At 36.4% G+C, this 21,112-nt stretch carries 18 protein-coding genes; 9 read left to right on the top strand and 9 right to left on the bottom strand.

The features are described from left to right. Positions 1 to 4 precede the first annotated feature (4 nt). The 7 genes from QWY87_RS04460 to atpG all read left to right on the top strand — a co-directional run bounded on the left by QWY87_RS04460 (position 5) and on the right by atpG (position 5,418). Positions 5 to 382 carry a DUF6168 family protein gene (locus QWY87_RS04460; protein WP_290288721.1) on the top strand — a complete coding sequence of 126 codons (378 nt, stop codon included), beginning with the start codon at positions 5 to 7 and terminating at the stop codon, positions 380 to 382. 76 nt (positions 383 to 458) lie between these two features. After that, positions 459 to 1,535, top strand: a complete 1,077-nt coding sequence (gene atpB, locus QWY87_RS04455; protein ID WP_290288717.1) for a F0F1 ATP synthase subunit A — start codon at positions 459 to 461, stop codon at positions 1,533 to 1,535. 35 nt (positions 1,536 to 1,570) lie between these two features. Beyond that, positions 1,571 to 1,762, top strand: a complete 192-nt coding sequence (gene atpE, locus QWY87_RS04450) for an ATP synthase F0 subunit C (protein ID WP_142784445.1) — start codon at positions 1,571 to 1,573, stop codon at positions 1,760 to 1,762. Positions 1,763 to 1,842: 80 nt separating this feature from the next. Beyond that, positions 1,843 to 2,343: a F0F1 ATP synthase subunit B gene (locus tag QWY87_RS04445; RefSeq protein WP_290288706.1), complete on the top strand. Its 501-nt coding sequence runs from the start codon at positions 1,843 to 1,845 to the stop codon at positions 2,341 to 2,343. 3 nt (positions 2,344 to 2,346) lie between these two features. Continuing rightward, a complete protein-coding gene (gene atpH, locus QWY87_RS04440; protein WP_290288702.1) occupies positions 2,347 to 2,904 on the top strand; it encodes an ATP synthase F1 subunit delta in 558 nt (185 codons plus the stop codon). 21 nt (positions 2,905 to 2,925) lie between these two features. Then, positions 2,926 to 4,503, top strand: coding sequence for a F0F1 ATP synthase subunit alpha (gene atpA / locus QWY87_RS04435; RefSeq protein ID WP_290288699.1), 1,578 nt, complete (start codon positions 2,926 to 2,928; stop codon positions 4,501 to 4,503). A gap of 54 nt (positions 4,504 to 4,557) precedes the next feature. After that, positions 4,558 to 5,418, top strand: coding sequence for an ATP synthase F1 subunit gamma (gene atpG, locus QWY87_RS04430; protein ID WP_290288696.1), 861 nt, complete (start codon positions 4,558 to 4,560; stop codon positions 5,416 to 5,418). Positions 5,419 to 5,486: 68 nt separating this feature from the next. Here atpG and QWY87_RS04425 read toward each other — a convergent pair whose 3' ends face one another. Then, entirely contained in the window at positions 5,487 to 8,057 is a 2,571-nt protein-coding gene (locus QWY87_RS04425) for a M14 family zinc carboxypeptidase (RefSeq protein ID WP_290288694.1), read from the bottom strand. 74 nt (positions 8,058 to 8,131) lie between these two features. Between QWY87_RS04425 and QWY87_RS04420 the strand changes: the two genes are divergently transcribed. Continuing rightward, complete coding sequence (locus QWY87_RS04420) at positions 8,132 to 9,091, top strand: 2-hydroxyacid dehydrogenase (protein WP_290288690.1); 960 nt, start codon at positions 8,132 to 8,134, stop codon at positions 9,089 to 9,091. On the opposite strand, the gene QWY87_RS04415 is transcribed toward QWY87_RS04420, so the two are convergent. From QWY87_RS04415 to QWY87_RS04390, 6 genes are all read right to left on the bottom strand, one after another. Next, positions 9,070 to 9,486 carry a CBS domain-containing protein gene (locus tag QWY87_RS04415; RefSeq protein ID WP_290288687.1) on the bottom strand — a complete coding sequence of 139 codons (417 nt, stop codon included), beginning with the start codon at positions 9,484 to 9,486 and terminating at the stop codon, positions 9,070 to 9,072. The genes QWY87_RS04420 and QWY87_RS04415 overlap by 22 nt on opposite strands. A gap of 96 nt (positions 9,487 to 9,582) precedes the next feature. Beyond that, positions 9,583 to 10,866 (bottom strand): DEAD/DEAH box helicase, encoded by a 1,284-nt coding sequence (locus tag QWY87_RS04410; protein WP_290288685.1) that lies wholly within the window; start codon positions 10,864 to 10,866, stop codon positions 9,583 to 9,585. 139 nt (positions 10,867 to 11,005) lie between these two features. Next, positions 11,006 to 12,169 carry an MFS transporter gene (locus QWY87_RS04405; protein ID WP_290288682.1) on the bottom strand — a complete coding sequence of 388 codons (1,164 nt, stop codon included), beginning with the start codon at positions 12,167 to 12,169 and terminating at the stop codon, positions 11,006 to 11,008. Between the two features lie 50 nt (positions 12,170 to 12,219). After that, the gene (locus QWY87_RS04400) at positions 12,220 to 12,900 is read right to left on the bottom strand and encodes a sulfotransferase family protein (RefSeq protein WP_290288679.1); all 681 of its coding nucleotides are present in this window, start codon (positions 12,898 to 12,900) and stop codon (positions 12,220 to 12,222) included. A gap of 30 nt (positions 12,901 to 12,930) precedes the next feature. Continuing rightward, positions 12,931 to 14,595 carry an aryl-sulfate sulfotransferase gene (locus tag QWY87_RS04395; protein WP_290288676.1) on the bottom strand — a complete coding sequence of 555 codons (1,665 nt, stop codon included), beginning with the start codon at positions 14,593 to 14,595 and terminating at the stop codon, positions 12,931 to 12,933. Positions 14,596 to 14,749: 154 nt separating this feature from the next. Beyond that, on the bottom strand, positions 14,750 to 15,856 hold the full coding sequence (locus QWY87_RS04390; RefSeq protein WP_290288674.1) for a putative porin: 1,107 nt from the start codon (positions 15,854 to 15,856) through the stop codon (positions 14,750 to 14,752). Positions 15,857 to 16,018: 162 nt separating this feature from the next. On the opposite strand from QWY87_RS04390, the gene QWY87_RS04385 reads away from it, so the two are divergent. Beyond that, positions 16,019 to 16,933, top strand: a complete 915-nt coding sequence (locus QWY87_RS04385; protein ID WP_290288672.1) for a DUF4350 domain-containing protein — start codon at positions 16,019 to 16,021, stop codon at positions 16,931 to 16,933. A 17-nt stretch (positions 16,934 to 16,950) separates the two neighbouring features. On the opposite strand, the gene QWY87_RS04380 is transcribed toward QWY87_RS04385, so the two are convergent. Together QWY87_RS04380 and QWY87_RS04375 are read right to left on the bottom strand one after the other, a co-directional pair. Next, complete coding sequence (locus QWY87_RS04380) at positions 16,951 to 18,456, bottom strand: serine hydrolase (RefSeq protein ID WP_290288670.1); 1,506 nt, start codon at positions 18,454 to 18,456, stop codon at positions 16,951 to 16,953. A gap of 109 nt (positions 18,457 to 18,565) precedes the next feature. Further along, positions 18,566 to 20,956 carry an arylsulfatase gene (locus tag QWY87_RS04375; protein ID WP_290288667.1) on the bottom strand — a complete coding sequence of 797 codons (2,391 nt, stop codon included), beginning with the start codon at positions 20,954 to 20,956 and terminating at the stop codon, positions 18,566 to 18,568. Positions 20,957 to 21,112: the final 156 nt, after the last annotated feature.

Genomic DNA, 21,112 nt, shown 5'->3' with positions numbered 1-21,112 from the left:
GAGCATGAATTCATTTTCAAAATTTTCTGTGAGACTTCTAGTGGTTCTGGCTTTAGCTTTTTCCATTCACCTCTTTGTTTTACATCAACTTGAATTACCCCTATTAGATAATAGAATCGTTGCAGCATATTTTCTGAACTATATTCTAGCTATCACAATATATCTGACATTATTTCTTTTAAAAACAAAAATGTCTGAACAATTAGGCTTCCTTTATATGGGCGGAAGTTTTGTCAAATTTCTCTTTTTTTTCATCTTCTTTTATCCTTATTACAAACTTGACGGAGGGCTTGACTCGCTTGAATTTGCAGCCTTTTTTGTTCCCTACCTGATCAGTCTTATTTTTGAAACATTAGGCGTGATTGAATTTCTGAAAAAATAAGATTTTATTTATAATCTATCCAAATAAATATATTACATTTGCACCGATTTTTATAAGCCAATATAATTTGTTTAAGATGCAAAGTAAGTTTTTAGTAAAATTCCTTACAATCACAGTTTTAGTTTTTAGTTTGAACCTGAATGCCCAGCATGCAGAGCATGAAGGAAGTGCGGATGAAAGAGATTTAAAAACTGAAATAAAGGAAAGTATTAACCATCACATTCAAGACTCTTATGATTTTATCTTTTTCAGTGATACTGAAAAAAATAAGCACTATGGCTTTTCATTGCCAGTGATTCTCATTGATGGCGGGCTTCACGTATTTTCATCTTCAAAATTCCACCACGGGGAAACAGTAGCTGAAAGTAACGGAAGCTATTACAAATTATACCACAACAAGATTTACAAAACAGATGCTGAGGGCACATTAGCTTTTGATGACCATCACCATCCAACCAACGTTAAACCATTAGACTTTTCAATCACGAAAAGTGTTTTTATGATTATGGTTACAGGTGTTCTTATGCTGTTACTTTTTACAGGTTTGGCAAGATCATTTGGAAAAGGACCAATTGCTACAGGAGCTGGAAGGTTCTTTGAACCAATAGTTGTTTACATCAGAGATGAGATTGCTATTCCAAATATTGGTGAAAAGCATTATAAAAAATACATGAGTTTTTTACTTACAGTATTTTTCTTTGTTTGGTTTTTAAATCTTTTCGGATTAACTCCTCTTGGGATAAATGTTACAGGAAATATAGCAGTTACTTTTGCTCTTGCATTATTGACTTTCTTGATCACTCAATTCTCAGGAAACAAAAATTACTGGAAACATATCTTTTGGATGCCGGGTGTACCCGTTCCAATGAAAATAATATTAGCTCCTATTGAATTATTAGGAGTTTTTATCAAACCTTTTGCATTGATGATTCGTTTATATGCGAATATCATGGCGGGCCACATTGTATTGATGAGCCTGGTAGGATTGATTTTTGTGTTCAGAAATTGGATAGGTAGTAGTTTGTCGTTTGTACTTTCTTTTGCCATTTCAATGATTGAATTATTAGTTGCTTTATTACAAGCTTATATTTTCACCATGCTATCTGCCTTATATTTTGGATTTGCTGTTGAAGAGCATGATGAAGCACATTAAATAACGAATGTTTAATTTTTAATTATATATATATTATGGAAATTCCAGCTATTGTAGGTGCAGGTTTGGTTGTTATAGGTGCCGGTATCGGTATTGGTAGAATTGGTGGTTCAGCAATGGACGCTATTGCTCGTCAACCTGAAGCTACTGGTAAAATTCAAACAGCGATGCTAATTGCAGCTGCGCTTATTGAAGGTATTGGATTTGCTGCTTTATTTGCAGTTTAATTCTTACAGTAACAATAGCTATGACGGTTGGTTATAGCTATTGTTTTCAAAAACAATATTAATATTTACAAAATATACACATGGAGAAATTAATCAACGATTTTTCATTTGGACTTTTTTTCTGGCAAACGATACTATTTTTGCTTTTGCTTTTCTTATTGAAGAAATTTGCTTGGAAGCCGATTTTGGATGCTTTAAATAGCAGAGAAGAAGGAATTCAGAATGCATTAGACGAGGCTGATAAAGCACGTCAAGAAATGCTTGATCTTCAATCTAGTAATGAAAAGGTCTTAAAAGAAGCAAGAGCTGAAAGAGATTCATTGTTAAAAGATGCGAGAATGATCAAAGAGCAAATGATCACTGAAGCAAAGGATGAAGCCAAAGCACAATCTAATAAGATCATTGAGCAAGCCAAACAGACGATACAGAATGAAAAACTTGCTGCGATTACTGAATTGAAGAATCAGGTGGCGCAGTTGTCAATTGGAATTGCTGAAAAGATCATGAAAGATGAATTGTCTGATAAAGACAAGCAAGTGAAGTTGATTGAAAAAATGTTACAAGAAGCTAGGTTAAAATAAAACATGGTAGGAACAAGAGCAGCATTAAGATACGCTAAGGCAACATTAAACCTCGCAAAAGAAAAAGGTTTTGCAAAAGAGGTAAATGATGATATGATATTGATCCAATCAACTATCGAAGAGAATCATGACTTGGAGGTAATGTTGAAAAGCCCTATCATCAAATCAAAAGCAAAAAAATCAGTTTTAACTGAAATATTCGGTAAAAAAGTCAACGGCATCACATTGGGTCTTTTGAACTTATTGATCGAAAATAAACGTCCTGCCCTTTTAATTTTAGTGGCAAAAGAATACATCGTAATTTATGATTTTCTTAAAGGGATCGAAGTAGCTCAGGTTACATCGGCTGTTCCTTTGACCAAGGATTTAGAAAAAGCAATTCTTGCAAGAGTTGAGGAAGCAATGGGTAAGCAAATTACCCTGAATAATGTGGTAGATCCTTCCATTATTGGAGGGTTTGTATTAAGAGTTGGTGATAAACTTTATGATTCAAGTGTTTCATATAGGTTAGATGACCTACTTTCTCAATTTGAAGACAATCAATATATACCAAAAATCTAATTAAGATAATAACTAGTAAAAATGGCAACAATAAAACCAGCTGAAGTATCAGCAATTTTAAAAGAACAACTAACGGGATTTGAAGGGAAAGCTTCTTTGACTGAAATAGGAACTGTATTACAAATAGGAGATGGTATCGCCAGAGTCTATGGATTATCCAATGTACAGTATGGTGAATTAGTGGTTTTTGAAGGAGGTCTTGAAGGTATCGTTCTTAACCTGGAAGAAGATAATGTTGGGGTAGTATTATTAGGAGAATCTACTGCGATTAGAGAAGGAGCTACCGTAAAACGTACTAATAGAATTGCATCTATCAATGTAGGTGAAGGTATTCTTGGTAGGGTAGTAAACACTTTGGGTGAGCCAATTGATGGTAAAGGACCAATAGAAGGCGAAACTTTTGAAATGCCATTAGAAAGAAAAGCTCCTGGAGTAATATTCAGAGAACCTGTAACTGAACCACTACAAACTGGTTTAAAATCAGTTGATGCGATGATCCCGGTTGGTCGTGGACAACGTGAATTGATTATTGGTGACCGTCAAACAGGTAAGTCAACTGTGGCGCTTGATACGATTATCAATCAAAAAGAATTTTACGATGCAGGCAAGCCAGTATATTGTATCTATGTAGCCATAGGTCAAAAAGGTTCTACTATTGCAGGAATTGCTAAAATGTTAGAAGAAAAAGGTGCTATGGCATATACTACGATCGTAGCAGCCAATGCATCAGATGTTGCTCCAATGCAGGTTTATGGTGCGTTTGCGGGTGCTGCCATCGGCGAATACTTTAGAGATACTGGAAGACCAGCATTGATTGTTTATGATGATCTTTCTAAACAAGCGGTAGCTTACCGTGAGGTTTCTTTATTATTGAGAAGACCTCCGGGACGTGAGGCTTATCCTGGTGATGTATTTTATCTTCACTCAAGATTACTTGAGAGAGCTGCAAAAGTAATCAACGATGATGCGATTGCTTCTCAAATGAATGATATTCCTCCTTCGTTACAAGGTAAAATAAAAGGTGGTGGATCTTTAACTGCGCTTCCAATTATTGAAACTCAGGCTGGTGACGTATCTGCTTATATTCCTACAAACGTAATTTCAATTACAGACGGACAAATATTCTTAACTTCTGATTTATTTAATTCAGGTGTAAGACCTGCAATTGACGTAGGTATTTCTGTATCGCGTGTTGGGGGAAATGCTCAGATTAAATCAATGAAAAAAGTAGCTGGTACTTTGAAGCTTGATCAAGCTCAATACCGTGAACTTGAAGCATTTGCTAAGTTTGGATCTGATCTTGATGCAGCTACCATGAATGTAATTGAAAAAGGTAAGAGAAACGTAGAGATTTTAAAGCAGGCTCAGAACGATCCATTCGCTGTTGAAGATCAAATCGCTATTATCTATGCTGGTTCAAAAGATCTTTTGAGAGCTGTTCCTGTTGAGAAAGTGAAAGAATTTGAAAAAGATTATCTTCATTTATTACGTGCTAAACACAGTGATATTCTTGAAACATTAAAAGCAGGTAAATTAACTGATGAAGTTACTGATACTTTAGAATTAGTTGCTAAAGAGATATCAGCAAAATTTGAATAAATAGTTTAAAGTTTTGATTTCAGAGTTTACTCTGAATTTATAATCATATAAAGAATGGCAAATTTAAAAGAAATACGTAACAGAATCTCATCCATTGGGTCAACCATGAAGATCACCAGTGCCATGAAAATGGTGTCTGCTGCTAAGTTGAAAAAAGCCCAGGATGCGATTGTGCAAATGCGTCCTTATTCTAATAAATTAACCGAGTTATTGCAAAACCTGAGTGCAACCTTAGACAGCGATGACGGAGGTGAATTCACACAACAAAGAGATATCAATAAAGTATTGATTGTTGCCATAACTTCAAACAGAGGTCTGTGTGGTGGATTTAATTCTAACGTGATTAAAGAAGTTGCACGTATTGCTAAGAACAATTATGCAGGAAAAGATGTTTCTATTTTTACAATAGGTAAAAAAGGAAATGATATCCTTTCTAAGGAGCATAAAATTTTCAAATTCGAATCTGATCTTTATGATGATTTAACTTTTGAAAATACTGTTGTATTTGCTGAAGCTTTAATGGAGGAATTCACTAAGGGATCATTTGATCATATTGAATTGGTGTATAACGGGTTTAAAAATGCTGCAACTCAAATTGTAACGCAGGAACAATTTTTACCTATTGCCGCTGCCGAGGAAACTGATGAAGCTAGCGCAGATTATATTTTCGAACCTAATAAGGAAGAAATTGTAAAAGGATTAATTCCTAAGGCTTTAAAGATGCAATTGTATAAAGGCATCAGAGATTCTTATGCTGCTGAACACGGAGCCAGAATGACGGCAATGCACAAAGCAACTGATAATGCTACAGAACTTAGAGATGACTTACTACTTGTTTACAACAAAGCACGTCAGGCTTCTATTACTAATGAAATCCTTGAGATCGTTGGTGGAGCTGAGGCTTTGAATAACTAAAGATGTTCTATTTAATATAAAAAAAGCTCCATAGTTTGACTATGGAGCTTTTCTTTTATACAAGGTTTTTATTGAGGCACCTTGATCAAATGACCAAATAACACAGCATTCATAAATAGCTTATTCGTCCCGTACCAGGCTCCCCTGAAATTTGGGTTGTCTGCAAATAGCACTACCCTGCCTTTGCCTCGCTTACTGACAACTATTGAAGCCGCTCCTTTCATAATCTCTAAATTCTCTTTGCTTATATAACCGTCTACATGTGGGTCATTAACATATTTTCCGACAGTCGAAAACCTATTCTTACTGGGTGCGATCCATACCCGGTTGTTTTTATAAACAGGTATGTTGCTGTCTTGATATCCATAGCCTATAGGATGACTCAGGTCAAGATCAATCTCAAAAATACCACCTCCTATATTATGTTTTTGAATTGAGCCTCGAGCAGATTCATAACTACTCCTTTTTCCGTTCGAAACTGAATCCGGTTTACGCACAATTAAAGACTCTTCAGCAATTTTCTGTTTTATGGCCCAATCACTGGCTTTACCCGTTGTTATCAAAGTATTTCCATCACTAACCCATTGCTTTAATCTTTCCTTTTGCTTTTTATTCAACAATCGATAATTACCCGATACCATGATAATCACATTGTATCTATAAATATCTGTAAGATAGAACCTGCTTTCAGGAACCTTGACTAATGGCATCTCCATTCTGTCTTCAAATAAATGCCATACTTCTCCAGCTTCATATGAATTCACTGTTCCTCCAACAAGCATCATCGCGCTTGGCTTGATCAAAGTCTGAAAACTTCTGCTGCCCAGGCCATTCCCATTAATCGTCATTCCAGATTTGACCGGGTAAGCTTTCACGGCAAATTTTACACTTGCCTCTTTGACCCATTCATAAACAGTATTAGCATCTAAATCATATTGATCCTGAACCGGAACTAGCAAAGCGCCTCTGTGGAAATTAACTCGCTCACCTCCTATTTCAGAAGTAAAAGGTTTTGTTGCTACTTTAACCACTAACCCATGACGCTTTAATTGGTATAACAAGGCTGGGGCATAATAGTCATCATAGGGAATAATATAGGCATAGTCACTTTTATCAAGACCTGAAACAGAAACCACATTAGTCTGTTTTGTAACCTGCTCGCCCAGCCCCGGAACTTTTGCCAGGGATTGGTATTTCATATTGTAAAAATTAACCATTGACCAGGCTGACGTATCATAAAACACACTGTCTCGATAGACGCTATAGGTTTCAAACAAAGATTGAACCATGTAATACTGTTTTTGATTCGTTGGAACCACAAATGCATTCCCTTCTTCGAATGCCGTGCCCTTTATTGTCATCTTTTCAGTGACCGGATAAACTTCGATATGGTGTTGCAGTAAGACGTCTAAAAACGCCTTATTTCGATTCTGATCATAGGGATCGCCAAACACATAGGCTTTCACTTTTGAAGAAGCTCCTTTTTGTTGTGCTTCTTTAAAAAATTTATTCTGGTATTTGTATAAAAGCTCTTTATTCGTAATAGAAGCTTTTATCGTAGCAATACTTGAAACGAATTGATTCCTTATCGTAAATGGAAATGAAATCTCTCCTGTAGTTGTTTCCTGCAAATGACCTCTAGAACTCGCTTGCTCAAATAACAAAGCAAGTGAACCTTGTAAATCCATATAGGTGGAACCATATCCGGGATAAGTTGAATCATAAATTTCATCCGTAAAGTAAAAAGAGCCAATCTTATCAAGGTCTGCTGAAAACTGATCAGCAAATACCTTATTAAGAACATCTCTGTTCTCAGATGGTGTTATTGGCTTAATAGAGGCTGATTTATTCTTAGGTTCAAAAAAATAAGTGCTATTGGTTCCCATTTCATGAAAATCAGTCACAACATTCGGATACCATTGGTGATACCATTTTAAACGGCCCTGAGATTCGGGATTTACGCCAAGCAACAGGTCTCTGTTTAGATCAAACCAATAGTGATTAGTTCGTCCTCTTGGCCAGGCTTCGTTATGTTCTATATCATATTTATCAGCTATGAGTGGTTGTCCTCTATAACTATTGGCCCAGTTTGTATGCCGGTCTCTGCCATCAGGATTAATCGTTGGATCTAAAAACACAATAACCTCATCAAGATAAGATTTAACCGTTTCACTTTGAGAAGCTACCAAGGTATAGGCAGTAAGCATGGCCGCCTCAGTACTTGAAGGTTCATTTCCATGAACACCATAAGCAAGGTTTATGAATATTGGAAGCCCACTAAAATCGGATACATCGGTATTGGGATCAACCACTTTAAGGTGTTGCTGTTTAATAGTTTCTAAATTCTCAAGATTTGCAGGGCTGGCTATTTGCAACATCAATAATTTTCTATTCTCATGTGTTTGACCATAAACACTGATGGAAGCTTTATTAGAAAGCTCAGCTAATGTATACATATAGGCCACTACCAAATCATGTCTGGTATGGTATTCGCCAATAGGATAGCCCAAAAACTCTTCAGGGCTTGGAATTGATTCATCGAAAGGCTTAAAAGATTCTAAATAGTAATCTTGTGCAAACAAAAATGAATTAGACAAGATCAAAAGCCCAATAATGAATCTGTTGTAGAAAAACTTCATAAAGTATTTTTTTTTAAAATTAAGGATCTTTTAATAATTCAGTTCCCATATTTTTGTAAAAAACTTAGCTATAGATGAAAGTACTGTTTTTAGACACCAATCATCCTGTCCTTTTGGAAGGATTAAGAAAGTTAAATCTTGAATGCGACGAAGACTATAGTTCTTCAAAATCAGCAATAGAAGCAAAAATTCAAGACTATGATGGTCTCATTATACGAAGTCGTTTCAGCCTTGATCAGTCTTTTTTAGAAAAAGCTACTAAACTAAAATTTATAGGACGCGTTGGAGCTGGGCTTGAAAACATTGATAATGAGTATGCCCTCAGCAAAGGTATAAAGCTGATAGCAGCCCCTGAAGGGAATAGAAATGCAGTAGGTGAACATGCTTTAGGCATGATCCTTTCACTTTTTAACAAGTTTAAGAAAGCTGATACTGAGATTAGAAATGGTATTTGGCTCAGAGAAGACAACAGAGGAATTGAGCTAGAAGGAAAGACTATCGGGCTCATTGGCTATGGAAATATGGGTAAAGCTTTTGCTAAAAAATTAAAAGGATTTGATTGTGATGTGATCTGTTACGATATCAAGCCTGATGTGGGTGATCAAAATGCGAGGCAGGTTAGTTTAACTGAGCTATTAGAAAGAACCGAAGTACTAAGCCTTCATACCCCGCAAACCGAGCTAACAAAACATATGATTGATGAATCATTCTTAAATCAGTTTCAAAAATCAATTTATGTGATCAATACGGCAAGAGGATCGGCCATTATAACCAAAGATCTTGTCCAGGCTCTGGAAACCGGAAAGGTTCTTGGGGCTTGTTTGGATGTATTGGAATATGAAAAAAACTCTTTTGAGAATTTCTTTTCCAAAGAAAATACCTTACCTGAAGATTTTCAATATTTGATTACTTCAGATAAGGTACTTTTAAGTCCTCACGTGGCCGGATGGACCGTAGAATCAAAATATAAACTGGCAGAAACCATAGTCCACAAAGTTGCCGCCATGTTGGATCAGCACAATTCAATAAAATAGTGCAGGAGATCCGTAGTGGTTATGATACCCACCAGTTTATCTTCTTCTACAACCGGTAAAGAATGAAATTCTTTACTGGCCAGCAATTTAGAAACTTCCAGAATGGTAGTTTGAGGACTTGCTGTTAAAGGTTTTTTGATCATCAGATCATTGATGTCGAGCATGTTATAAATAGGAGTGTCTTCAGTTCCTTCTTTCCCATAAGCGTCAATAAAACTAACGCGTTGTAAATCGGATAAACTGATAAGGCCAATAAGTTTGTCATCTTTCACAACAGGCATATGCCTGATATGATTCTTTTTCATTCTCTTTTCCGCAGAATAAAGAGAATCCTTTAAACTCAAAGTAACAACCTCACGGGTCATGATACTTGAGATGGGTTCATTTTTTCTCATCCTTCATTGCCTTTAAATCTATGTTAAAGTACATGAAAAATAACCAGAAATAAAATGATTTAAATCATGAATAAAAGGAATTGTCAGAAGTATTCATTAATTTGAAGATCGAGAACTACCACCAGTCTTTTTCTTATTCCAGTAATTTTTTCTACCTCCACTACCTTTTGGCTTCGCTGCAGGTTTTGGCCTTCTTTTATGACCGTGCTTCCGCTCAGGTTGCAAAGATTCGCTTTCAAGACCATCATTTATATAAGGATGCTCATGAACCACAGTAATCTTCTTAGCGATCAATTTTTCAATATCTCTCAAATAAGCTCTTTCTGCGGCATCACAGAAAGAAATAGCCATACCGCTTGATCCTGCTCTTCCGGTTCTCCCAATTCTATGCACATATGATTCAGGTACATTAGGAAGGTCATAGTTTACTACATATGATAATTCATCTATGTCAATACCACGAGCTGCAATATCGGTTGCCACTAAAATTTTTAGATCGCCTTTTTTGAAATTATTCAATGCAAGTTCTCTGGCGGTCTGCGATTTGTTTCCATGTATCGCAGCACTTCGAAATCCTTCACGATCTAATAATTTTACAATTTTATTAGCCCCGTGCTTGGTTCTTGAAAAAACAAGAACTGAATCCATATGATTCATCTGAAGTAAATAGATCAATAATTTGATTTTGTTCCCTTTTGTAACAAAATATAAGGATTGTTCTACTTTCTCAGCGGTAGTCTGTTCAGGCTGAACCGTTACTCTTTCAGGGTTTCCTAGTATCTGTTTTGACAAAGTCACAATCTTCGGATGCATCGTAGCTGAGAAAAATAAAGACTGTCTCTGCTTAGGTAACATTGCAATTACCTTTTTAATATCGTGAATAAATCCCATATCAAGCATCTGATCAGCTTCGTCCAAGACAAAATATTCAATATCTCTTAAGCTAATCTTTCTCTGATTTATAAGATCTAAAAGCCGACCAGGTGTTGCCACCAATATATCTACTCCTTTTCTCAAGGCATCAACCTGTGCTCTTTGTTTGACACCACCAAAAATTACCGTATTCTTTAAATTTGTGTATTTCCCGTACACAGTAAAGCTGTCCGCTATTTGTGTAGCCAACTCTCTTGTTGGTGTGATAATCAATGCTTTTATTTTTCTTCTTCCCGCGGGCTCATTATGAGGCGCACTCAAATGCTGAATGATAGGAATAGCGAATGCCGCAGTTTTACCGGTTCCGGTTTGCGCGCATCCCAAAAGGTCTCTTCCTTTTAATAAAATGGGGATTGATTGTTGTTGTATGGGGGTTGGCTTTTTATATCCTTGTTCCTCCAAAGTTCGGAGAATAGCTGGGATCAGCCCTAATTCTTTAAAAGTCATCTATTGTATTAAGAAATGCAAAGATAGTCCTAATATTTGGATATAAACTTCTTTACAATAATTTGTGATTTGGCACCCATTCATAAACGCATGCTGATTTGGGGATAAAAATTCTTTACTAATTGAGAAAAAAATGGCATTATTTGTTCCTAAAGAAATGAAAAACCAAATAAAATGAACTTAATGCCAATAGAATTCCGGCGATGAGATAGTATAATTGAGATTGCGTTAAGAAGTCTAAAAGAGGCAATAACAACAAAGGAGACAAGAACTGACCCATAAACCAAAATGTGGTCAACCTACCTATCTCTTTCCCTCTAATTTCTGCAGGTGCTAATTGCATGACCCAGATATTCGCATTTGGAATCATGATTCCCATTCCAAGACCTGCAAACAACATACCCAGCATGACCATAGTATATGTATTCCCCATAGCTATTAAAATATAAGCGATGGCCATTAAAAAATAACCCAGAGCAAACAATTGAGCAAAAGAAAACTTGTCTTTAATCTTAGAATAAGAAATTGCCGCTATTGCGGAAAAAAATGTACTTGAGGCAATAGCAAGCCCTATCATCGAATTTGATTCAACTCCAATGTCTTTCAAATAAAATGGAATCTGAATCGGAATGATAAAAAACAGAATCCACATAAACATGACATTAAAAAATACCAGCCATATGAGTCTGGGAGATTTAGCCGCAGTTTCCTGCTTTTCAATTTTGACTTGTTGTTTTGGCTCCTTTAGAATCGCATAAGCAAAGGGTAAAATAAATAAAGAGAAAAAATAAATCAAAAAAGGAACCCTCCAATGAATATCTGCCAATACGCCTCCTAAGCTTATAAAGATTATTCCTCCCAATGACATCACTGCAATCTGGAGTCCGGCAAACTTTTGTCTTGCCTTCCCTTGATAATAATCTGCCACCAAAGTGGTGACTATGGTCATAGAGATTCCAACAGCAATACCTAGTAATGCCCGTCCAGCTAAAATTAAATATAAATCATCTAACCAATATCCTGACACCCCTCCTACCGCATATAATACCAGAGAAAATCCTAATAATTTAAGCCTGCCAAATTTATCAATAAAACCACCTGCTATGAGTGCACTTATGGCAATAAATAAGCCCGGAAAAGACAATATCAGCTTCACCAATTTAGCTCCATTCGGGGTGTCAGAAAAAGCCTCGGTCATATCTGGTAAAGAAGGTGAAATAGTAATCATTGACATAATGGTCAAACTACTAATAAGAAGTAAAACGGCCTTCACCTTTTTGCTTTCCGGATTAATTTGTTGCATTCTTAATTCATTAAGAGTTAAATAAAAATAGGGTTGTTAATCCAAAGAATTTACACCATATTTCCTTTCATTAATTCGGCTAGCATTGTTTTAAAGTTTTCTTTTTTATTCAAATGTGGTAAAGGCTCCGAGGGAACAGGTTTTCCCAAAAATGTACAAAGAGGTTCCCAACCGTCTCTTACATCGTATACCAGTAAACGATCTGCCGGCACTTTCGCTTTCACTTCTTCGATGTGTTCAAACCAAATTTTTTCAGCAAACTCCTTATCGAGAAACCTACCTTCAAATTGTTTGGCCCAAAACTGACGCTTAACGAACTTGATACAATTTACAACCTTTGCCAATCTGGGATTGGTTAGAATTCTAAAAAGCATTTGTATTTTTTCACTAAAGTTTTGAGGCCCTGCCTGATAGATCGTACTATGCGCACTTTTATGCCAGGCTTCAAAATCTCTGACCGTTAAAATAACTTTAGCGTCAGGATAATGATTCATGTGTTCAAAATACCATGGATAACTTGGAAAATCAACTGTAGCCATATAACCTTCATATAGTTTGTCCCAATCAGTCTCACCCGTTTCTTCAAGTTTGAGCCAAAGGGGCAACTTATCAGGATTTACCAATAATTCTTTCATGTGATAGGTTTTTGAATAACCTAATATTTCAAGAGAGCGTTTTAATGTTGTGGTCCCGGTTCTAGGGAATCCGGCACCAATAATTTTAATAGGCATAAGCGGTGTTTTTGTTTTTAGTTAATATTATTATTCAGCCGGTTTTTCCGGTGGCGGGGGTGGCGGGGGAATAAAAATAAACGGTTCAGGTTGAGGAGCTATAGCACTCAGTTCCTTTCCTGAAAAGGCAAGAAAATCTGGTGTAAAATGTGTGCTTCTAAATTGTCCATAAAGAAAAGGGCCAGCTGGTTGTGCATGTGAACCATCAGGCAATCTGTAATTATCCATGTATGGATTCCAATATTCCCATACAATTTCACCATCTGAAGTAACTTCAAAAAATCGTCCTTTTGCGCCTGAAGTAATCAGTGTATTGCCATTTTTTAATCGTTGTGCTCCTGATATAAAAGCCGAATAAAAAGAATGTTTATCGGGTGCCGTATAAGACCAAGTTGTATTAACCGGACCAAATGCCTTGCTATCAAATATCACATAAGCGCCATTTGAATCAGTTTCAGGGTTAAATTCGAAGACTGCACTGTGGTTTCCAAAATCACTTATTGAAATCAAAGGGTCAGGATTTGCCGGATCAGATAAGACGCCCCATACAGAAGGTATTTTATTATTAGGATTCTTAATATCATTATTAAAGACCATTAAATGATTTTCACCTGGATAACCTTTTGGAATCCATTTTACATCGTGCTGTCCGAATAATTGTTGGTCTTCTTCAGATCCTCTATCATAATTTTTAGCATTACCCCAACGATACAATAGTTCGCCCCCATGGCCCCATTTACCACCTGTATTGCCTTTAGCTTCTTCTGTAGTGGTACTATGATCTATGATGAAAATCTCATTATATTCCGGAGAACTGACTACTATTTGATCTAAATCGGCGTTATACGCCACGGCATTGCAATGACTGATATCTGAACCACGGTTATCAACCGTGGCATTTGAAGTCGTAAAACCCATTTTTTTCATATGATCGAGCTGTTCTTGAGGCACTGGTTTAAGGGGCTTATCATGTATGTTCAAATTAAACTTTCTTGGATTGTCTGCCACAACACCGTAATTATTTTTTGTAGAGTCAATGTCTTGAATTATGTGATCCCACATGCGCCATTCCCAGACAATTTTTCCTCCTTTAGAGCCATTTGGTTCTATTTCAATAATCTTATCTGGCCACAGCCCAGCTTTAGGTGTACGGTCAGGATGCATTCCTGCTTCAATAGCTTCATCTCTTGATATCACTTCATAAGATATGGCAAGAACATTACCATTTGGCATAATTTCAATATCATGATGAATCAATTGATCGATTGTTGCATGTTCAAAATCCCATACCACGTTTCCTTCCCAGTCGTATTCTCTTATTCGACCAGACTGACCTCCGGCAGCAAAAGTCGGAAAGTCTACATCTCGCTCAAGTCTCATGAGGTTACCATTTTCGAGTAAATAAGATTGCATTGAATTCAACTCACCAACCCATTGATGAACAACCTCACCATCAGAATTAATCAAATAAGTTTTAGTGCTTGAGGAGGGTTGAAATAAAACAAATCCTTCTGTTGCTTTATCAGTTTTAGAGATCAAGCCTCTTTTTGCTGATAAGCCTGTGATACTTCTTTTGATGTCATCCCCTTGATGAACAATTTCAGTGGGCGGATCATTTTTTTCAATCGCTTGCTCCTTTTTGCAGGAATAAAAAAAACATAACACTACTAAGAAAAAAAATATACGAATTTTCATATGAAATTTGATAAGGCCGGTTCTTGAGAGAACTCGATAGTTAATAGAAAATAAAATAACCTATTAAACTTTCAGGAAACAACTGATTTATGATGAAATACCCTTTAAATTGTCCGAAGGTATTGTTTTACTTATCGAATGAAAATATCATCATTTAAAATCTAAAATCAATATCGAGCCTTATTCTATTTCCGTTTTCTAAGTAGTCACCATAAGGCACAAGTTGTTCAACTACAAAATACCTCATTTTCAATTGTAACATCTTACTGATTCTATAGCCAGTCATTAATTCAAGACCCTTCAAATTAGTTAATCTACCGTCTCTTGATCCTTGTCCGCTATAATCCCATCTGGCCCAGTCATTTTGTGCAATAAAATCAACGGCAGCATAACGCTCCATATAAGTATAATAAGCACCTAAGCAAAAGCTTCCCTTTTTATCAAGGTCTCCCCAGACCACAGACCCTACGAATCCTTTTTTTTGATTTTTGAGAGCTTCCGGGATGTTGTCATTATCATCATAATTTTGAATGTTCTGATACAGATCAGCTCCTAAAGTAATTTTAGGATGTTCAGATATCAGTGCCTCAGCACCTATTTGAAAAATGGAATATTCAAATCTATAGTTTTCATTGCCGTCAGGGATATTCGGCATTTGATTAAAATGATAAAAAGTTGGAAATACTTTTAACCTGTTATCAATATGAGATGTGCTTATTTGTAGAATTCCAATAAAACTCTCATCCGAAAAAGTATCGAAACTATTCAACATGGTAAACAATCCCCCCGCATAAGTAACAGCATCAATCCAATTTGCTGATGTTTCGAATGATGCGCTTATATAAACGCCGTCTAATGACACATTATCGCTCCAAAACAATTCATTTTTCTTTAAAAAAGGAAAGGTATTCCTGCCCAGCCAAGCATCTAACCAGTTCTTATGAACCTTGAAATATAATTTATCAAAACCTATTGGCACAGAGTCAAACTCATGATAGCCATCGCCAATTGTCAAATGTGGATCTTGCTGCTTTTCCGGATATCCAGTCCTGGCTCGAAATCCAAACGAAGCCCAATCGTTTGGTTTATAGGTTATTCCTGCTCTTACCCGAAAACGAAATCTAAATCTATCATCTCGATAAGTTCCATCAGATTTACGAGAATTCCAATCTGGTTCAGCTCTAAGCCTTAAATCAGCTGCAAAAAGCAATTTTTTCTTCTTTGCTTCCTGCGCTAACAAAGAAGCACTTGTGAATGACACAAATAATAAGAAAATTAAAAATCTATTTACAGAACGATTCATTAAAAACTAAAATAATTATTCAAAACAAACTTAAATCATTTAAAGTGCGAGCCGAATGATATATATCAGTAGCTATAAAGAATAATAAGCAGTTTGCTGATATTTAGGTATTTTAGTAAAATGAAAGCATTCCATATTATTATTTATTTGATGATCTCGTCGGTTTATGCCCAGCAAATTGGCGACGATTATTACAAACCTGAACTAAAAAACAAAGCATATGATTCTGGCCAAGGGCCAATAATCTATATTGACGAAGGCCATCATAACTTTCATACAAAAGAGGGTCGTTATAAGGCTTTTTCAAATCTATTGGAAAGAGATGGATATCGTGTCAAATCGTTCACAGGTCCGTTTACAACCAGCAGACTCGAATCTGGCAATATTATGGTGATTTCTAATGCGCTAAATGCGATCAATTTAGAAAACTGGTACTTGCCAAACCCCTCTGCTTTTACAAAAAAAGAAATTTCAATTATAAAACAGTGGGTCGAAAATGGAGGAAGCCTTTTCTTGATTGCCGATCATATGCCCATGGCAGGAGCTGCTGAAGATCTCGCCAGAGCCTTTGGATTTGAAATGACAAATGGATTTGCCATGGATACATTAGAGCGCGGCCCTAGTGTTTTTTCATTAAAAAATAAAACGCTTGTAAAAAATGAAATTACTTCAGGTAAATACGCTTCTGAGGCGGTCACCGAAATAGCCTCATTTACGGGTCAGGCATTCACGTCTCCTGAAGAAGCAAAGCCTATACTTATTTTAGATGAAAGTCATGTCAACATGCTGCCTGATACGGCCTGGGTTTTTGATGGGAATATTGAAAAATATAATGCAAAAGGATACCACCAAGGTGCCTATAGAACATTCGGCAATGGCCGAATCGTTGTATTTGGAGAAGCCGCCATGTTTACTTCCCAACTGGCAGGTAAGAATAGAGTTCGATTTGGGATGAGTCATGAACTGGCAAAACAGAATTACCAATTACTTTTAAATATCATCCATTGGCTGGATACAACGATTCCGATCAAATAAAATTATCATTTAATTGATCATTTGGATTCCAGTTTTTTTATTTTATCTCTAGAATAAGTTAGGCTCGAATCAAGCTTTACGGCATTCTTAAAATTTATAAGCGCCTTTAAAGTATCTCCAGAAGCGAGATAAGCATCTCCCATACTATCAAATGTATTAGCTGATTCAGGAAATAAACTATTATTATGCTCTAAAATGCCAATAGCCTCTTCATGCTTCTCTAAAGACATTAATTGATAGCCTAAATTGTTCAATTGGCCTTCATTAAAATTATAATCTTCTGAAGATGTTTCTTTTAGATCTCTATACAGCACCAGACCTTCATTTAAACTATTATTTACAATTACATTTCTAAGGGTGTCAACAATTGTTATTTTAGGAATATCAAAAGGTTTGTCATGCAGGATATTTTTTAGTCCTTGCACTGCTTCACCTAAGTAACTATCTGAATTATTAGATAGAAGAATAAAACAATTATCCTCTTCAATTTCTCTATAAATAAAAGTTCTAAACCCTACCCATCCTCCTGAATGTAAAACTACTTTTTTCCCGCTCGGAGATTTATCAAGAAACCAGCCAAACCCATAATCTGTAGTATCTCCATTTTTCAAAACAAAAGGACTAAAAACTTCTTTTCTTGAAGCCTCACTTATAATTTTATCTGTATATAAAGCACGATCCCATTTTCTTAAATCTTCTAAAGAAGCATAAATCCCGCCGTCCCCTTGAACAGGATTCACATAATGCATATCCTCAAAAACTCTCTCCCCATCCAATTCAGTTCGATATCCAAATACCCGCTCAGGCATGTTTGGATCTGGTCCGGGTACAAAATCATACACCACACTGCCCATGCCAGCCGGAGCAAAAATATTTTCTTTGACATAAGTTTCAAATGGCATTCCTGAAGCCTTGCTTACAATCGTTGCTAAAAACAAATACCCCGTATTGCTATATTCCCATTTCTCTTCTGGTTCGAAGTCTATTCCAGGCTTCATTTCTATCATCATATTTATAATGTCCTCATTCCCTGAGACAAATCTTTCAAGGTCATTATATTTGAGTTCAGGCTTCCAATTCTCATCCAATAAGGCCTCGTAATCAGGTAAACCTGAAACATGATTCAGCAAATGCCTGATCGTTATTCCTTCATAAGGCAAGCCTGGTATAAAATCTTTAATATTCTGATCATAAGACAACTTACCTTTCTCCTTTAACTGTACTATTGCGGCAGCTGTAAATTGTTTACTAACAGAAGCTAATCTAAACCTATCCCCTAGTTCAAGACTATCTATCGGGTCAATGTTTTTGAGACCAAAAGAACCTTGATAAACAATTTCACCCTTTTTTATGACCATCACATTTCCGTTAAACTGGCCTCTTTGATACATACTTGAAAATAATTCGTCATAAGAATTTACTCCTTCAGTTGGTACATCTTTTTTCTGATTGCATGAGATAAATAGGGTTAATATCAGCGTCAAAATAAGGCTAATGCGCAGGGGTATTTTAAATAGATTCATTTCTCGATTTCTTTTTAGTTAGATCTTGATTAAAATTAAACAAAAAAAGACAAGCTAGAACATAGCTTGTCTTTTTATCAATCATTTGATGATTCCGGATGAATCTGAATTAATCAGACTCAGGAATAGTTATCGTAACATTTTTTACAAAACCTGTAAATTCGGAATCGTCAACATCTTGAAAAACTAAGTCAGCAACTTGGGTCGCATCATCTTTTCCAACATCTGCTGTTTCATCCGCAGAAAAAACTGCGGGTTGTGTTTTTTCAACCCTTCCTTCTCCGACTAGTTCTCCATCTACAAACAGTTTAGCCATACCTCCTTTACCTGTACCTCCGCCATCGTATGTGAATTCTAGCTTTATTTCAGCATTAGGATTGCGAATTACTTTTGATGCTTCAATAGTATACCGCTGTAAGCCAAAATAGTTATAAGTATAACCTGGCTTCCCATTATTCATATAAAGAGCCCAGCCTCCAAATTTACCACCTTGGCAAAGAATGATTCCTCTATCATTTCCTGCCAAATTCACGTTAGCTACAATTGTTTTAGAAGTGTTTTTTACATTTAAAAAAGTGTTTTCTAATATCCCATCCATGCCATTTGCAAGTGTTAAGGATTTTCTATCACCCATTAAGTCTGGCCTACCGGCAATAGCAGCATTAAAACGTTCATACAATCTATCGTCTAATGGATATACATTATTTGCAATCGCTTCTTTTTCAAATAAATCTTGCATTTCTTTTACTTTTGCAGGATTATCGGCTGCAAGGTTATTGGTTAGACTAAAATCTTCTTCAACATTATAGAGTTCCCATACTTCATCCTGGAATGCATTTCTAGGCTTTCCTACCCAAGGTACCATATGTACAACACGCGCCAGCCAACCATCATGATATATGGCTCGGTTACCAAACATTTCAAAATATTGAACTTTATGACGGTCTTCTGCTGCGGCATCTTTTGCGGCATATAACATACTTACTCCATCCATTGGAATTTGCTCAACACCATTAATCATTTTAGGTGCGGGTAATTGAGTTGCTTCTAAAATCGTTGGAGCTACATCATTTACATGATGAAATTGGCTACGAATTTCTCCTTTAGCACTAATTCCGGCGGGCCAATGCATTACCATAGCATTTCGAGTACCACCAAAATCAGCGGCCATTTGTTTTGTCCATTTAAACGGGGCATCAGTAGCTACAGCCCAAGCTGCAGACATGTGAGGAAAAGAATTTGGACCACCCCAATCATCTGCATGTTCAAGCATACTTTCTATCGTTTCTTCATCGAAAATTCCATTTAAGTGAACCAGTTCGTTAAATGTTCCTTCTAATCCTCCCTCTGCGCTAGAACCATTATCACCCATAATATAAATAAACAAAGTGTTATCTAATACGCCGACTTCTTCTATAGCATCAACCATTCTTCCCACTTCATTATCAGTATGCTCCATAAATCCTGCAAACGTTTCTATCTGCAAAGCAAATAATTTCTTTTCATTCGCACTTAAGCTTTCCCAATCCTTAATATCACTGGGCATTGGTGCTAGTTTTGTGTTTTGTGGAATGATTCCCATTTCTTTTTGACGGGCAAAGGTTTCTTCTCTTAATTTTTGCCAGCCTGCATCAAATTTTCCATTGTATTTTTCTATCCATTCCTTTGGAGCGTGATGCGGAGCGTGTACAGCACCTGGAGCATAATAAACCATAAACGGTTTGTCTGGGGTCATTGCTTTCTGGAACTTGATCCATTCAATGGCCTCATTAGTCATATCTGTAGTAAAGTGATAGTCTGGATCATCTTTTTTATGAACCTTGGTCACGCCGTCAAAAATTACAGGGTCCCATTGGTTGGTTTCACCACCAATAAAGCCGTAAAACTTATCGAATCCAGAGTTGGTAGGCCAGCGGAAGAAGGGGCCAGAAACAGAAACTTCCCATGTTGCAGTTTCATGCCATTTACCAAAAGCTGCCGTACTGTACCCATTTTGACGCAGCGTTTCAGCTACATATTTTGCATTGTCAGGTCGAATCCCTTGATTCCCCTGAAATCCAGTCGCAACTTCCATAACAGAACCTACATTCATATTATGGTGATTTCTTCCTGAAAGTAGTGAAGCTCGGGTCGGTGAACATAAGGCCGTAGTATGAAATTGATTGAACTTTAGTCCATTAGAAGCCAAACGATCAAATGTAGGTGTTTGTATTGAGCCTCCAAATGTACTCGTCGCACCAAAACCTATATCATCAATCATAACGATGACAATATTTGGCGCACCTTCAGGCGCTTCTACATGGAAGATATCAGGTTTTTCTACATTTCTTGCATCCATCTCAGTTATTGGTTCTGTTGCCGGGTGATGAATGGGTAAAATTGTACGATCTATTTCGCTAGTCGCTTGAGCTGTCGCTGATTTCTGATTTTCAGATTTTTGACAACCTAATGTGATGGTCAATAAAAACAAAAATCCAATCTTTAAGAGTTGATTTTTCATGGTATAAGAGGGTTAAGTTTAGTATAGCTTATTAAAAATCCAATATGATTTTTATTTTCTACTATAAATTTACGTAACAAATTTCTATTCACCCCACAGATATCTGGTTTTTCCCCGAGTTATGGTATTGAAGGTAGTCTTTGAACTGTTTTCATA

Source organism: Lutimonas halocynthiae (assembly GCF_030409835.1).
Lineage (GTDB): Bacteria > Bacteroidota > Bacteroidia > Flavobacteriales > Flavobacteriaceae > Lutimonas > Lutimonas halocynthiae.
This window is presented reverse-complemented; position numbering and strand designations above follow the sequence as displayed.

Bases quoted from the DNA above. Each gene is read 5' to 3' on its own strand.
- QWY87_RS04460 (WP_290288721.1), top strand. From the start codon at position 5: ATGAATTCATTTTCAAAATTTTCTGTGAGACTTCTAGTGGTTCTGGCT.
- atpB (WP_290288717.1), top strand. From the start codon at position 459: ATGCAAAGTAAGTTTTTAGTAAAATTCCTTACAATCACAGTTTTAGTT.
- atpE (WP_142784445.1), top strand. From the start codon at position 1,571: ATGGAAATTCCAGCTATTGTAGGTGCAGGTTTGGTTGTTATAGGTGCC.
- QWY87_RS04445 (WP_290288706.1), top strand. From the start codon at position 1,843: ATGGAGAAATTAATCAACGATTTTTCATTTGGACTTTTTTTCTGGCAA.
- atpH (WP_290288702.1), top strand. From the start codon at position 2,347: ATGGTAGGAACAAGAGCAGCATTAAGATACGCTAAGGCAACATTAAAC.
- atpA (WP_290288699.1), top strand. From the start codon at position 2,926: ATGGCAACAATAAAACCAGCTGAAGTATCAGCAATTTTAAAAGAACAA.
- atpG (WP_290288696.1), top strand. From the start codon at position 4,558: ATGGCAAATTTAAAAGAAATACGTAACAGAATCTCATCCATTGGGTCA.
- QWY87_RS04425 (WP_290288694.1), bottom strand. From the start codon at position 8,057: ATGAAGTTTTTCTACAACAGATTCATTATTGGGCTTTTGATCTTGTCT.
- QWY87_RS04420 (WP_290288690.1), top strand. From the start codon at position 8,132: ATGAAAGTACTGTTTTTAGACACCAATCATCCTGTCCTTTTGGAAGGA.
- QWY87_RS04415 (WP_290288687.1), bottom strand. From the start codon at position 9,486: ATGAGAAAAAATGAACCCATCTCAAGTATCATGACCCGTGAGGTTGTT.
- QWY87_RS04410 (WP_290288685.1), bottom strand. From the start codon at position 10,866: ATGACTTTTAAAGAATTAGGGCTGATCCCAGCTATTCTCCGAACTTTG.
- QWY87_RS04405 (WP_290288682.1), bottom strand. From the start codon at position 12,169: ATGCAACAAATTAATCCGGAAAGCAAAAAGGTGAAGGCCGTTTTACTT.
- QWY87_RS04400 (WP_290288679.1), bottom strand. From the start codon at position 12,900: ATGCCTATTAAAATTATTGGTGCCGGATTCCCTAGAACCGGGACCACA.
- QWY87_RS04395 (WP_290288676.1), bottom strand. From the start codon at position 14,595: ATGAAAATTCGTATATTTTTTTTCTTAGTAGTGTTATGTTTTTTTTAT.
- QWY87_RS04385 (WP_290288672.1), top strand. From the start codon at position 16,019: ATGAAAGCATTCCATATTATTATTTATTTGATGATCTCGTCGGTTTAT.
- QWY87_RS04380 (WP_290288670.1), bottom strand. From the start codon at position 18,456: ATGAATCTATTTAAAATACCCCTGCGCATTAGCCTTATTTTGACGCTG.
- QWY87_RS04375 (WP_290288667.1), bottom strand. From the start codon at position 20,956: ATGAAAAATCAACTCTTAAAGATTGGATTTTTGTTTTTATTGACCATC.